This window comes from Paenibacillus periandrae, assembly GCF_022458865.1.
Taxonomy (GTDB): domain Bacteria; phylum Bacillota; class Bacilli; order Paenibacillales; family NBRC-103111; genus Paenibacillus_S; species Paenibacillus_S periandrae.
The window spans coordinates 34,411-49,028 of sequence record NZ_JAJNMU010000031.1; the positions used below are offsets into that span (position 1 = coordinate 34,411).

General features: G+C 46.8%; 14 protein-coding genes. 2 read left to right on the forward strand and 12 right to left on the reverse strand.

Annotation, left to right across the window (positions count from 1 at the left end; all coding sequences use genetic code 11):
• Positions 1–39 precede the first annotated feature (39 nt).
• On the reverse strand, positions 40–1,776 hold the full coding sequence (locus tag LRL21_RS37455) for a diguanylate cyclase (RefSeq protein ID WP_240420909.1): 1,737 nt from the start codon (positions 1,774–1,776) through the stop codon (positions 40–42).
• Positions 1,777–1,813: 37 nt separating this feature from the next.
• Positions 1,814–2,188: a response regulator gene (locus tag LRL21_RS37460; RefSeq protein ID WP_240420910.1), complete on the reverse strand. Its 375-nt coding sequence runs from the start codon at positions 2,186–2,188 to the stop codon at positions 1,814–1,816.
• A 216-nt stretch (positions 2,189–2,404) separates the two neighbouring features.
• On the opposite strand from LRL21_RS37460, the gene LRL21_RS37465 reads away from it, so the two are divergent.
• Entirely contained in the window at positions 2,405–2,788 is a 384-nt protein-coding gene (locus LRL21_RS37465; RefSeq protein ID WP_240420911.1) for a hypothetical protein, read from the forward strand.
• Between the two features lie 42 nt (positions 2,789–2,830).
• On the opposite strand, the gene LRL21_RS37470 is transcribed toward LRL21_RS37465, so the two are convergent.
• The 7 genes from LRL21_RS37470 to LRL21_RS37500 all read right to left on the reverse strand — a co-directional run bounded on the left by LRL21_RS37470 (position 2,831) and on the right by LRL21_RS37500 (position 10,613).
• Positions 2,831–3,598 (reverse strand): LamB/YcsF family protein, encoded by a 768-nt coding sequence (locus LRL21_RS37470; RefSeq protein ID WP_240420912.1) that lies wholly within the window; start codon positions 3,596–3,598, stop codon positions 2,831–2,833.
• A 148-nt stretch (positions 3,599–3,746) separates the two neighbouring features.
• Positions 3,747–4,034 (reverse strand): CD3324 family protein, encoded by a 288-nt coding sequence (locus LRL21_RS37475; protein ID WP_240420913.1) that lies wholly within the window; start codon positions 4,032–4,034, stop codon positions 3,747–3,749.
• Positions 4,035–4,596: 562 nt separating this feature from the next.
• On the reverse strand, positions 4,597–5,385 hold the full coding sequence (locus tag LRL21_RS37480; protein WP_240420914.1) for an alpha/beta hydrolase: 789 nt from the start codon (positions 5,383–5,385) through the stop codon (positions 4,597–4,599).
• Positions 5,386–5,506: 121 nt separating this feature from the next.
• The gene (gene hisC, locus LRL21_RS37485) at positions 5,507–6,625 is read right to left on the reverse strand and encodes a histidinol-phosphate transaminase (protein WP_240420915.1); all 1,119 of its coding nucleotides are present in this window, start codon (positions 6,623–6,625) and stop codon (positions 5,507–5,509) included.
• Between the two features lie 68 nt (positions 6,626–6,693).
• A complete protein-coding gene (locus tag LRL21_RS37490) occupies positions 6,694–7,911 on the reverse strand; it encodes an MFS transporter (protein WP_240420916.1) in 1,218 nt (405 codons plus the stop codon).
• Positions 7,912–8,108: 197 nt separating this feature from the next.
• A complete protein-coding gene (locus LRL21_RS37495; RefSeq protein WP_240420917.1) occupies positions 8,109–8,936 on the reverse strand; it encodes an eCIS core domain-containing protein in 828 nt (275 codons plus the stop codon).
• Positions 8,937–9,023: 87 nt separating this feature from the next.
• Positions 9,024–10,613: a bifunctional metallophosphatase/5'-nucleotidase gene (locus LRL21_RS37500; RefSeq protein WP_275901095.1), complete on the reverse strand. Its 1,590-nt coding sequence runs from the start codon at positions 10,611–10,613 to the stop codon at positions 9,024–9,026.
• 278 nt (positions 10,614–10,891) lie between these two features.
• Here LRL21_RS37500 and LRL21_RS37505 point away from each other — a divergent pair, with 278 nt between their 5' ends.
• Positions 10,892–11,884: a phosphate/phosphite/phosphonate ABC transporter substrate-binding protein gene (locus tag LRL21_RS37505; RefSeq protein WP_240420918.1), complete on the forward strand. Its 993-nt coding sequence runs from the start codon at positions 10,892–10,894 to the stop codon at positions 11,882–11,884.
• Positions 11,885–12,025: 141 nt separating this feature from the next.
• Here LRL21_RS37505 and phnE (LRL21_RS37510) read toward each other — a convergent pair whose 3' ends face one another.
• The 3 genes from phnE (LRL21_RS37510) to phnC are packed head-to-tail and all read right to left on the reverse strand — an operon-like array spanning position 12,026 to position 14,384.
• Entirely contained in the window at positions 12,026–12,823 is a 798-nt protein-coding gene (gene phnE, locus LRL21_RS37510; protein ID WP_240420919.1) for a phosphonate ABC transporter, permease protein PhnE, read from the reverse strand.
• Positions 12,820–13,614, reverse strand: coding sequence for a phosphonate ABC transporter, permease protein PhnE (gene phnE / locus LRL21_RS37515; RefSeq protein ID WP_240420920.1), 795 nt, complete (start codon positions 13,612–13,614; stop codon positions 12,820–12,822). The genes phnE (LRL21_RS37510) and phnE (LRL21_RS37515) overlap by 4 nt, the downstream gene beginning before the upstream one ends.
• Entirely contained in the window at positions 13,614–14,384 is a 771-nt protein-coding gene (gene phnC, locus LRL21_RS37520; RefSeq protein ID WP_240420921.1) for a phosphonate ABC transporter ATP-binding protein, read from the reverse strand. The genes phnE (LRL21_RS37515) and phnC overlap by 1 nt, the downstream gene beginning before the upstream one ends.
• Positions 14,385–14,618: the final 234 nt, after the last annotated feature.

The window sequence follows — 14,618 nt, forward strand, 5'->3', positions numbered from 1 at the left end:
CTGTTTAGTTATCAAGCTTTTTGGATCGAACTTCACACTCTACCCAAGCTCCAGGAGCTGCTTGACCTTGACCTCCAGCTCTACCATGGAAAAGGGCTTGTGCATATACGTATCAACGCCCAGCTCAAGTCCTCTGGTCAAATCCTCCTCGCGGCTGCGTCCTGACAGCATCAGTATCCGTACTTCTTCCGGCTTGCTGGACTCTTCCTTCATTCGTTCCAGCATTTCGAAGCCGTCCAGCCTTGGCATCAATCCATCCAATATACACAAGTCGATTTGCTGACTTTTCAATATGGTGTAAGCCTCCTCACCATCGACCGCCTCAACAAAGGTAACAGGAAGGTGCTTCAGCTTGGAGACAAGAATAGAACGGAGAATACGATCGTCATCGGCGATTAATACCGTCTTTTTACGTTCCTGAACCGTAACCGTTCCTGCGATCTCAGCAGCAGACATACCTTCGGAATAGAGAAGTGCTCCGTTGCGTCCATTTTGCTTGGCCGTATACATCGCATCATCGGATTTTTTGATCCATTCCTCCACCGTCATCCTACTTGACCATTCGCAGATACCCGCGGAGAAGGTAATATGGATGGCTTGCCCTTCATTCTGGGCTACGGGCCCGCTCCTGGCATGCTCCAATATGGATTCAACTACTTTCAACGTTTGTGGCCCCGACATTCCAGGGAAAATAATGACAAACTCTTCTCCCCCGAACCTGGCCAGCACGTCGGTTGTCCTTAAGTGATTTTGCAATAAGTGCGCCAAGCCTTGTAGCACGAGATCACCTATATGATGTCCATATGTATCATTGATCGATTTGAATCGGTCGATATCGATAAATACGAGAGACATCGGTGACGGATAACGCTCGATACGTTGAAGCTCAACCTTAACCTGATGGTCAAAATAACGCCGGTTATACACTCCTGTCAATGGATCACGAAAAGCCATCTGTTCAAAATCCTTGGTCCGCTTCAGCAGACTGTACACACGGGCGCTTAGTTCCTCATACTGAAACGGCTTTGTAATGAAATCATCCGCACCCAAATAAAAGCAGCGAACCTTGTCATGAAGATGATTACGCCCCGAAAGAACAACCAATGAAATCCATTTGAGCGTTGGATCCTCTTTTACAAATTCGAACAGCTCATAGCCGGATTGAGGGTGCATCATCAAATCCAGCAAAATCAGATCATAGTTGAATTCCCTCAGTAATTTTTGTGCTTCTGCCACATCTCTGGCTTCATCAACCGCATAGCCCTCGAGCTTAAAGCGACGAACCAAATAGGAACGCAGCACATCGTCATCATCGATGACAAGCAATCGGCTTCCCAAAGCCATCAATGGCATGCGCTTACTCATTTGCTCCTGATGCTCATCGAGGTCAAGCTCCTGCTCATAAATATCGAGCTCCATCGACAACTGCTGCATCAAAGCCGCACTCCCCACAAGCGATGTTTGAAATTCGTTCCTTATCAAATGCTCCTGAATGACTGTAAGTTCAAAATCCTGGGCCCACTCCCAACGAAGAACGAGTTGTTCGGCAATAGCTCCAATGCGAATAAAACCAAACATCGGTGCGCTTCCCTTAAGCGTGTGGACAAGCCGATACAACTTCAAAGCAATATCCAGGTTCATATCCGCTTCCTGAGTCACACTCAGTTCACTGAGTTGAGCCAGCTGCTTGCGTAGTTCTCCTATATATTTTTTCCGGCCTTCCTTTAACAGCTTTTCTTCTCTACGAATACGTTCCTCAGGTGTCGTTTGCCGCAAAACCTTTCACATCCAGTCACAATTTATATTATTGAATTTAGCTTTCAATTAATTGCTGTACCGTATCCACCAGCTGCAGCGGGCTGAAGGGCTTGACAATATAAGTGCTTACCCCGGCAGTACGTGCCCGATCCCGATCCTTCTCCAGTGCCTTGGCTGTTAATAAAATGACCGGTGACAGCTGATTAGGGTTGTCATGATTGCGAAGCCATTCACAAACCTCTACGCCCGTCATCTCTGGCATCATATAATCGAGGATGATCAGATCATATTTGTTGCTCTTTATATAATTCAGGGCTTCCTTACCGTCTTCTGCTTCTGTAATGCTGTAACCTTCGTCAGCGAGAGTTTCGGTCAATAAAAATCGCAGCGATAATTCATCATCGGCCAATAAAATGTTATAATTGGACATTAACTGGATTCTCCCTATATTAGTTTTATCTAAACTGACATTAAGCAGTATTATAGCATTGTTTTACATTTATATGTAAAAAAATTAAGTAATCAATTTATGGGTAATAAGGCTTATTTTTAAGTCATAAGAACTATGTTATTGTAAGAAATATCACCTTTATAATTGAAATTATTATTCAGTTAGATCGTTAGTACTACTACAGGAGTTGAGCATATGGATAATATTGACTATGTTATAAAAAAAGTATCGACCTGTATCACATTTGGCCAGCCTGTCTCCTCAGGATCAGTTATGAGTCAACGTCTATCAGACCCCCGTATATCTATTTTAGCCTATTATATGTCTATGAAAATGATAAATGAAGCGGAACATTACTATCATGAGGTTTGGTTAAAAAAAGAAGGCCTCTTCGCGATCACGGAAGCTTGGTATAAAGACTCTAGTGTATCACGCAAGCTTCTACATGACAACCTTACTTTTGAACAGCTCAAGGGGCATTTTGGTGAAGAAGAAGCGAACTCAGTCGTGCTGAGAATGACTGAGATTATTAAAAAATCCGAAAGAGAGGACTGGCGCCCTCAAACCAGAAGGAGTTAAGCAATCCTACATTCATTCTTTTCCATGCAAGAGCCGTTGCACTCATCCGCGCAATCCAGCAGCGGCTTGGAGTGTAACCCCCTCCTGCACCAGGCGACTGGAAATCAACTCAGCGAAGACCGGTGCATGAGGTGTGTCCCCATGGATACACAGGGTATCCGCCCTCAAGGATATACTTCCCTTGTCAGTAAGCACTCGACCTTCCTTAATCATCCCGATAGCCTGAACGATCGCCTGCTCGGCCTCTTCAATCACTGCATTCGGTTCAGACCGAGGAGTCAGTGTACCATCAACACGATATGTACGATCAACAAAAGCCTCCTCAGCGACACGCAGCCCCATCTTCCGACCTGCCCGGATCAGTTCACTGCCCGCAAGACCGAACAAGATCAATCTAGAATCGATACGATAAACCGCTTCAGCTATTGCGATGGATAACTCAGCGTCTACTGCCGCCATATTGTACAAAGCACCATGCGGCTTAACATGCCGCAGCACAGCACCTTCCGCGAGCACGAACCCCATTAAAGCTCCAACCTGGTATACCACCATCTCATAAGCTTCATCTGCAGTGATCTGCAGCTTCCGTCTTCCAAAGCCTGCAAGATCGGGCAGTCCCGGATGAGCGCCAATCGCAACTCCATGCTCAAGACACAGACGAACCGTCCGACGCATAATAGCAGGATCGCCCGCATGATAGCCGCAGGCAATATTGGCCGAAGTGATATACTTCATTAGCAGCTCATCACGATCTACCACATAAGAACCAAAGCTCTCCCCCATATCACAGTTCAAATCCACACTTGGCATTTAGACTCTTCCTTTCTTATACACAGCATGCATGTGCATCGTTTGTAAAATGAAAAAAAGCCCTCAGGCTTTTTTCATAGTCATCTTTTCAATTGCTTATATGCAGACCGACTGTGAAGCAGCTGCATCAGCCGAGCCAGTAATCCAGCTAGTGCTGACGGGCAGCGGCACAGCGCGTTTTGACGATAATTTTACGAATGCTATCTTCAGATAAGTGATAAGTCTGAATGAGCTCCAGAACCGTTGAACCGTTCTCATACAGTCTGTATATCTCATGATTACGACGCTGAATCGTTTGGCGCGTACCGTTATTCTCGCCCCAGCCAGCGCGTGTCTGTTCTTTTTTGGGGATGTAGATAATCTCGCCCTGAATGTAATCCTGCAGTTGCTTAAGCAGGCTAGGGGGAAGAAAATCTCTTCCGTTCTTGTAACCCATAGATGAAATCCTCCTTCCGTGCTTTCATTGCAAGCGCCGCCGAGAAAGAGATAAGCATTTTCATCTTCACACCTCCTAAAATTAGAAAAAAAAAACACGATCGCCGTATCGTGCCTGAGAGTCCAACTATGTCATGTTCCATGTCAACGACGTCAGGTAACGGTGGTGGAAAAAATGCTTATTCAGTTCAGCCCTACCTCTTTAATTGCTGTGCCCTCAAACATTGAATGCCACTCCCTTCGTCTTAGTTTTCATGAAACTCATATTCACATCTAACAACTGCATATACAAACAAAATTATACATTATGTACGGTTGAAATGTCCACTCCTGTATCGACCCAAAACATATAAAGGGAGGCTATAAAGCCTCCCCGCCATTATGGCATCCCTGCTTACGCAGAGATCACCTCAGGTTGTAGAATCATTGTTCATGATCACTCCTTTCCTTGGTACGTTAGCGGGCCCGCTACAATATCTATTAACTCATATCAGCACGCTTCTCTCAAGTTAAAGAACAATTATAATTATTTGTTCCTGATTGATCATAAGGATACTTTGCTGTTAGAACCCCTGCTTGGCCAGCCAAATCGCGCAGGCATCCGTCCAGGCACGTACACCGACCTGCTCTTCAGCCAACCCTAATCCATGACGACCACTCTCATACACATGCAGCTCGAACGGTACCTTGTGGCGGCTGAGTGCCGAGGCAAACATCAGACTGTTTTCTACTGGAACAGAAGCATCATCAGCGGTATGCCATAAGAAGGTCGGAGGTGTCTGGTCTGTTACTTGATTTTCGCTCGACAATAGCTCCACAAGCTGCGGATCAGCAGGATCACCCAACAGATTATTGCGTGAGCCCGCATGCGGATAGGCGATGAAGCTGATTACCGGATAGCACAGTACGAGCAGATCAGGGCGGCAGCCTTCCCGATCTATAGGGTCCTCGGCATCTGGCTGCCCGCTGTCATAATGCGTTCCACTGGCAGAAGCCAGATGGCCACCCGCCGAAAATCCAAGAATACCAACACGGGCGGGATCAATATTCCACTCCTTCGCCTTGCTGCGAACGATTCGAATCGCGCGCTGAGCATCGGATAACGGGTTCGGATGCTGATAAGGAGCTACACGATAATGTACAACAAATGCGGAAATACCCAATGAATTGAGCCATAGCGCAATCGGCTCTCCCTCATGATCGGCTCTACGTGCATAACCCCCGCCAGGACATATAACGACCGCAGCCGTTGGCGCTCCACCCTCCACGAGATAAGGCACCAGTGTTGGTAAATCCTCAGCCTCATCCCCTAATGCATTCGGTGTACCCTGTGGCCAAAGCAAAAGACTCATTAACAAATCCTCCTTATAGTGCGTGTTCAATAGTCCACTTTTCATCAAAGAGATGGTTTCAAAGGGGACCGTGCGAACAACCTTTTGCTTTGATCATACTATAATACTGAGAACGTTTACACTATTTTTTACTTATTTCCAGCATCGATGCTTGCAGCGCCGTAATCAAAAACTCATTATCCTCTTTCGTCCCCACCGTGATTCTCACATGCTGTGGAAGACCCCATAATCCGCCATGACGCACAACCACACCTTTGGTTAATAGCAGATCATAATATCGTTTGCTCTGTAGACCAAGCTCTACAAGCACGAAATTGCTCATACTTTTGATAAAGGGCAGCCCAAGTGCTGAAAAAGCTGCATATAGCTGCTCCCGTCCGGCACTATTGATCTGCTGCGATGCCTGCACATGCAAATCATCCGTGATAGCTGCAGCCGCTGCTGCTTGTGCCAATGCATTGACGTTGAAAGGCTCCTTGACCTTGAGAATGTGACTGATGATAGCCTCCGGTGCAGCACCAAAGCCGATACGGAGACCAGCCAAACCATAAATTTTGGAAAAGGTTTGCAGGACCACAACTGGATAGCCCTCACGCACATAATCCATGCCGTCTGTATAGTCATCTGCTGTTGCAAAATGGCTATAAGCAGCATCAATCACGACTAACACTCTTGGTGGCAGGGCGGCAAGCAGCTTTTCCATATCCCGCTTCGGTAAATAGGTGCCTGTCGGATTGTTGGGTGTACATATATAGAGGATCTTCGTTCGCTCCGTTATTGCAGATAGCATCAGCTCGATATTATACCCATAGTCCTGATTGAGCGGCACAGCGATCACTTCGGCATTCATCAAACGTGCGCCAAATTCGTATTCGGTAAAAGACGGACTGGGTACGATGATTTCATCCTCCGGCTCCAGAAAGGCTTCTGAAATGAGCGAAATCAGTTCATCCCCACCATTGGTGACTATGATTTGCCTCGATTGCAAATTTAATTTTGCAGCAATGGCAGCATTCACATCTTTGGCATCGGCGTCCGGATAACGATGTATTTCAGCCATGAATTGCTGAACAGCCTTTATACCTTTGGGTGAAGCTCCCAGTGGATTTTCATTGGAAGCAAGCTTCACTACCTTCGTTAGTCCAAGCTCCCGTTGAACCTCCCATATCGGTTTACCTGGTGTATAAGGCTTGATGCTTTCCAGCGCTTGACGCGGTTTAACCTGTGTTTTGATTGACATCCTGTCAGCTCCTTTTACTTTATCACTACACTCTGATAATACATTAATGCGTTACTATAGTAAAGTATTTATTTTTCCGTTAATGATCGCAGTCGTCGGAGCGACGGGAATAAATACATCCATAAGCCGGCAACGGCTATCGTACCAATCCCTCCGATGAATGCAGCGGGAACAGCCCCCATAAACCCTGCCATCATACCTGACTCGAACTCGCCAAGCTGATTGGACGTCCCAACGAAAAGCGAATTCACAGCGTTCACTCGGCCCCGCATTTCATCTGGCGTTTGCAATTGCACGAGAGATGACCTAATCACGACACTGACTACATCCGAGGCTCCAATGAAGAGCAAAGCCACTAACGATATCAACAAGTTCGTAGAAAGGGCAAAGAGCATGGTCGCCAATCCAAACACAAACAGCGCTCCGAACAATGTGGAGCCAAAGGCTTTTTTAAGTGGAAAATAGGCCAACACAATCGACATGACCAGGGCACCAACCGCTGGTGCAGTGCGCATAACTCCCAATGCCCAAGGGCCTGCATGCAAAATGTCCTGCGCAAATATCGGCATAAGCGCTGTTGCTCCGCCAAGCAGTACAGCAAAAAGATCAAGCGAGATCGTTCCCAATATGATTGGGCGGCGATAAATAAACACCATGCCTGAGAAGATAGAGCTCATGGACAGTGGTTCCAGTTTTCGTATACTTTGCTCCATGCGGATCAGGAAGGTAAGGATTCCGGCAGCTGACAGCGCAACCGCAGCTGTGATGTAAACAAAGGCAGGACCCACAGAAAAAAGCAATCCGCCAAGGGAAGGACCGAGGATTTGAGCTGTTTGACCAGCTGAGGTACTCCATGCGATAGCTTGCTGTAAAATAGCTTTGGGCACCAGCTGTGGTAACAGCGCCGAGGACGAGGGCCCTTCAAATGCCCGACACGCTCCGATAATCGCGGCGGCCACCAAAATTTGATCACGGCCAAGCCAGCCTGCTAGATTCCCGAGCAGCAGCAGAACAGCTATCGCAGCCTCGACGATCTGACAAAAGAAAACGATCTTGCGCCGGTCAAAACGGTCTGCAACATGCCCGACTACTAAGGTTAACAGCACCATGGGTACAAACTGGGCCAGACCCACAAAACCAAGACTGAACGCGTCATGAGTTAAATCATACATCTGCCATCCGATCGCAACGGAGAGCATTTGGAACGAGGTTGAAGATAAAGTTCGCGATATCCAAAATTTCGTGAAAGACGAATGCTTATGAATAGAATCCGGTGATTGAAGCAAAGTGAGGGTCACTTCCTTTTACAGAATTACAAAATTACAGGATCATTGAATCAGAGCTAGTCTAGCCCGCTAGTCATAGATGACAAAAAACCTCTAAAACCAAAGGGTATTAGAGGGTTTGATACAGTCGAACTGGGTTCTATTGAGCAGCCATTAACAGGCTTGTCGGAATTTTATACCATTACAACAAGATCGCTTTACAGCTTGCGTCCAAAGCTTTCATATGAAACCGTGATATTGGCATCGGTAATCGTTTTGGGAACAACATTGTTCTTCTTCAACAGCTTTTTGACCTGCGTATCATAGTTTACCTGGCCTCTGGGATGAGATTTGGTCGTAGCTACATGCTCCTCGCCATCATATTGAAACTCCTGCACGACGCCACCTGCGTCTGTATAAGATCCGGTAATATTTTTTACATAGATTTCGGTCTGCTGGAGCTGAATGACGCCGCCTTCGGTTTTCATCTGAATCGCTTGCTGGCCCATACGGTCTGCTTCCGATTCGAGTGCGGCATCATCATTAATGGAAACTCCGCTCTTCGCCTGCATCGTCGGATTTACACGTCCTTGCTTTTGCTGTACGACATGCCATGCTTCATGCGGCAGATGCTTTTCCTGACCCGGACCCAGATGAATATCAGCGCCCTGTGCGTATGCTAATGCATTCAGCTCCTGCGGCTTCGAGGAATTATAATGAACCTTTACATCGTCCATAGACATTCCTGATAGGTTTTCCACACCTTGCTTAAGCTGATCCGGCATACCATTCTTCTCCTTCTCGGATTCCTTTTCCGGAGGATCCACTACACGTTGAATGGCAGCTCTCGATCGCATCAGCTGGGCAACCGCCTTATTGCCTATCGTTTGTTGAAGCTGCATAAAGTCTTCAGGCGATTCAGGTTCACGCATATGGCTCATGGAACTGTTTGACTGCCGCTGCTCCTCAAGCTGCTGCTGCGGTTGTGTAAGGGCAGAACCTCTTCCCGAATTCCGGTTTGCTTTTTTTCTCATAAATGTCGGCATGTTAACCTCCCTTTAAAGCATCCAATAACCGTACTTATTCGATCAACACCCACAAATTTCCTGCTCTACCGAGCCCAAACCACCAGCTTATTCCCAAATAACTTCCCAATTGCTGTTTAAGGCAGCTTCAATTGTTCCTTTTTCCATAATGTAAGAAGCCAGCAGCTCAGCCATGTCTGTCGGAATGTCTTTCACTATGGGCTTGCCATGAAACATCGCATAGTTCCCGCCACCGCCAGCCCTGTAATTATTCATCACTACATCATAATGACCGTTCATGTCCAAGGGCTGTCCCTGATAGCCCAAGCTCTGCACACGCTCGCCTTCCGGCCGCGATATGTTGAGCTTATATGTGATTCCTTCCCACATATCATAATTGTAATGCTGCGGCTTAGGCTCGCTAAAGGCTGTACTGACCTGCACCGGACCGCCCGTATATGGAGCAAAATATGCTGCAGAATGCTCCAGTGCATCCTTAATATCTTGTCCGCTCACTCTAAGCACCTGCAAAGTATTCGGGTATATATAGTTGGATACAATATCCCTCATCGTAATATCTGACGGGAATCCCGGTGAAATATTATCGAATAGAGCCGTATTGGAAATCGAGGCGCCTGACAGCTCCATCTGTACCCTGTTGATGAACTCGATCAGAGGATGCTCCTTTAAACGAAGGGCCATGGGGTCAGTGACCCGCATATCACCGAGCAGCTTGCCGATAGGCTGATCCAGCCACTTTTGCGTTAAGGCTTCATTTGGTTGCAATAGCTCGACAATTTCTGCCTGCGGCGGAACACCCGAAGGAGACAGCAGCTCAGAGCTGGATTCCAACAAATGCCAGCCGTTCTCTGTATGCTCCATGTGAAGCTGTACCTTTCCGAGAAACGCTCCCTGACTGCCTGGCTGCATAATCGTAACTCCACCCAGACGTTTACCAGCGATCGATCGATGCTGATGTCCGGTAAGCAGCACATCAATCCCCTTTACCTCCTGGCACAGCCTGTATCCCTGATTTTCTCCCGTTAACGGCTCTGTCGGTTCTCCCGTATCCAGATCACGCTCAAATCCGCCATGATAGGACACGACAACGACGTCCGCCTTTTGCTCATTTCGTAAATAAGCTACCCATTTCTGTGCAGCCTCGACAGCATCGTCGAACCGCAGACCCGCAATATGCTCGGCTTTTTCCCAGTTCGGGATGTAAGGGGTCGTCAAGCCAAGTACAGCTATTGTTGGGCCATTGTCGAACGCTTTGAGTATATAGGGCTGTCCGAAATACGGCTCCCCACTCTCGTTATCAACAATATTCGCACTTAACCATGGGAATGCCGATTCCTTTACCGCTTTATGTAATAAAGGCAGACCATAGTTGAACTCGTGATTGCCCATGACAGCAGCATCGTAATGCAGCTTGTTTAAACAGCTGATCATCGGGTTAGGAGCAGCGGCATCCAGACGGGCATGGTGGTAAGCGAGGGGCGTGCCTTGAATCAAATCTCCGTTATCGATCACAAGGACAGCCTCCTGCAAGGCCCTTTCTCTTTCAATTAATGTGGCGATTCGGGCAAAACCAATGTCAGCAGACTCATTATTTGCATATTGAATGGGCAGCATAAAGCCATGAAGATCGCTTGTTTGCAGAATGGTAATCGTCTGCTTTACCGATGTATTTATCAATGGGATGGCTCCTGTCAATTATGGAATGTTGTTGTTATTGATTCTTCTACCTACTATATCAAACAATTCCAAGATGCTTCAAGGCAATTGCAGTACCCTGCTTGGAGCTAATTTCATCCCTGTCATCATATGTAATATACATACATTTTAAAACACAATAACTAACGTGAATGTAACGTGTTAATCATAAATTTATAAATTATTTACTGTCCTGTTGGATATATTATGCTATAGTAGAGGCAGCTTGTATTTTACAATTAACAGGAGGTCAAAAAGACATGTTTAAAAAATTTGCATCCTTAAGCCTGACGCTGGTTCTTACCGCGGGAATCGCAGCAGCTTGTGGACAGACAGCAGCACCGACGCCAGCAGCACCTGCTCCTGCGACTCCAGCTCCAGCAGCAACACCTGCTCCTACTCCAGCACCGACAGCCAAAGGGTATGCACCTAAAGAATTAAATGTACAATTCGTACCTTCCCAAAGCGCTGAAACGTTGGAAGCCAAAGCAAAGCCGCTTGAAAAGCTGCTTGGCGACAAGCTCGGTATTCCAGTAAAGGTAACAATCTCCACTAACTATAACACGATCATCGAAGCTATGGCTTCCAAAAAAGTAGATATCGGCTTCTTGCCTCCTACGGGCTACGTGTTGGCTCATGACGATAAAAAAGCTGCTGATCTGCTGCTTCAAGCCCAACGTTATGGTGTTAACGACGAAACTGGACAAGAAGACAAATCCAAGCTTGTTGATTCCTACAAATCCATGATTATCGTCAAAAAAGATTCCCCAATCAAAACGATTGAAGATCTGAAAGGCAAAAAAATCGCATGGCAGGATGTAACATCATCCGCTGGTTATATTTATCCAGGTCTTGAATTGAAGAAGAAAAACATCGACCCTGATAAAGACGTTAAAGGTATTGTCGTAAAGGGCCACGATAAAGGCGTTCTAGCTGTATTGAATGATGAAGTTGACGCAGCGGCTGTGTTCCAGGATGCTCGCTTGAACGTTGTTAAGGATGTTCCGGACGTATTCGAAAAAACTCGCGTGCTGTTCTTCACAACTCCGATCCCTAATGATACCATCGCTGTTCGTACGGACATGAGCGATGAATGGCGCAAGAAAATTTCCGATGCTTTCATTGCTATCGGTCAAGACCCACAAGGCCAACAAATCATCTATGAAGTGTATTCCCACCGCGGGTATACAACATCGGATGACAGCAAATTCAATGTTGTTCGTGATGCTAACAAGCAAATGGGCGGCAAATAAGCATTTCGATCATCAAGCAACAAAAAGACCGTATCCGCAGGAATTTCCTGTGAGATACGGTCTTTTTGTTGCTCCATTATTAAGGAGTATCCTAACAGAACAGCAGCGCGGTAAGAAGTAATTACCGCGCCTCGTCCTCCATTAAATAATACGTTTACGAATATAGCCTGAAATCAGATCAATGATCGTCACCATCACGATAACACCCAATAAAATAATGCCGACACGAGGCCAACTTCGAGCCTCCAGTGCAAATATAAGCGGAGTCCCGATACCACCAGCCCCAATTACACCAAGGATCGCTGCAGAACGGATATTGATTTCAAAGCGATATAAAGCGAAAGAGAGGAAGTCTGGCATAACCTGCGGAATCACGGCAAACCATAACGTCTGCAGCTTGTTGGCACCACATGCGGTCAACGCTTCTGTTGGACCATGATCCAAATTTTCAATCGCTTCCGAGTACAGTTTACCAAGCATCCCGATCGAGTGTACGCCGAGTGCTAATGAACCTGCGTAAGAGCCGGGGCCTACAGCTTTAATAAATATAATAGCCATCACAACCTCGGGGAATGTACGGATCGCGCTCAGCATAAACTTGCCGCTGCTCGTAGCCCATTTTGCCTTCCCCTTCGCACTAGCAGCCCAGAAAGCAAACGGTATACAGAGCACTGCCGAAATCACGGTACCCAGCACGGCTATCGCGGCAGTTTCCAGCAGACCACGAAGCAGATCCTCGCCCTCAGGTAAATAAACGAAATTCCAATCCGGATGCAGCAGCCCCCGCAGTATGGCCATGGACACCTGGCCTGCTGTCGCTTTAATTCCACTGAACTCCAGTCCGGAAAATCCCCATACAATTAAAATAATCGTCACTAACCATATTGCCCAGTAGCGAATGCGACGGCCAACACTTGCTTTCATCGTCTCTGGCTTCATAACAGCTTCTCCCGTAACTTCGTACTCACATAATCAATGATCAACACGACCACAAATATTAGTAATATGATCGTTGATGCCTGATCATATCTCAGACGATCCAAAGCGCGCTGCAGCAGCAATCCAATACCACCGGCCCCTACAAACCCGAGAATGGTAGCAGCACGCACATTAACTTCAAATGTATAAAGCACAAATCCAGCGAACTGTGCGGTAACCTGAGGCAGCACACCGAATCGAATCCACTGCAGCTTATTCGCGCCAACCGCTGTCATAGCTTCCGGAGGCCCCGGATCAATAGACTCAATAGACTCATAAGTAAGCTTGGATACCAGTCCAAATGAGAAAAAGGCAAGCGCTATTGTTCCCGCCAATGCGCCATATCCGACGATAGCCGCGAAGACACCTGCATACATCAGGTCAGGAATCGTGCGGACAAAGTTCAAAATAAAGCGGGCAGCAGCGCTTAAAACCGGTACACGGGTTACATTGCGAGCGGCCAGGAACGAAATCGGAATCGCAATTAATGAACCGACAACCGTACCGACAATCGCCATGCGAATCGTTTCCAGCATCGGCCCCCAGCCCGTGCTAAAGTAACTCCAATTGGGCGGGTACATTTCGACGAACAGCTTGCCCATTTCCGGAATACCTTCTATAAGCTCGGGTATCGAAACATTGGTCTTGTACGCACTGGCACCCAGGAGTATAAGTAGCATAATAATGGAAAGATTCCTTTTTAATGATGAAGACTTCTGTAAAGCAGCGTTTTTACCCTTGGATGGCGACATCAGGCGTCTCCCCCCAGCAGCTCATCCTTCTTAATTTCGCGACCATAAATTTCTGAAAAACGTTCGTCGGTCGCTTCCGAAACCGGACCATCAAAAACGACAGAGCCTGCACGCAAGCCTATGATTCGCGTCGCATATTCACGGGCAAGATCAATAAAGTGAAGGTTGACAATCGTCGTGATCCCCAAATCCTGATTGATTCGTTTCAAATCATCCATAACCTGTCGTGTTGTTAATGGGTCCAAGGAAGCCACAGGCTCATCCGCCAAAATAATCTTGGCTTCCTGCGCCAGGGCGCGGGCAATCGAAACACGCTGCTGCTGGCCACCGGACAGCTCATCGGCACGTGCGTAAGCTTTTTCGCGAATATTCACCCGTTCCAGTGCCGTTAAAGACAGTTCAATATCCTCCTGCGGGAACAACCCCAGCAACGTCCGCAGCGTAGAATGATAGCCTACACGACCGGACAGCACGTTCCGTAATACAGAGACACGTTTCACCAAATTAAAGCTTTGAAAGATCATTCCGATGTTTCGACGCATACGTCGAAGCTGTACACCACGTGCTGCCGTAATCGAATTTCCATCAATCAATATCTGACCATCGGTTATTTCATGAAGGCGATTCACGGAACGCAGGAGCGTTGACTTGCCTGCCCCCGACAAGCCTACTATAACAACGAATTCTCCCGGATGAATGGTTAAGTTAATGTTATTCAAGCCGACGGTGCCATTGTTATACACTTTGGAAACATTTTGAAATTGAATCATGGGCTCTCCGTTTCTCCTCTCAAGATCAAACAAGCTAATTCGTAATGATTCGACATCAAATACACTTTTCCTCTTCTCCAAGCATGATCTATACAAAACCTTTATACAACCCATAATTTTATCAGATTTTGGCCATTTCCGATATGCTAATTTGTACCAAATGCCTATAACACAAGCAGCCAGAAAGAGCCCCAGATAACCTTAAGGTAACTAGCTGATGTCAAGCACAGTTCT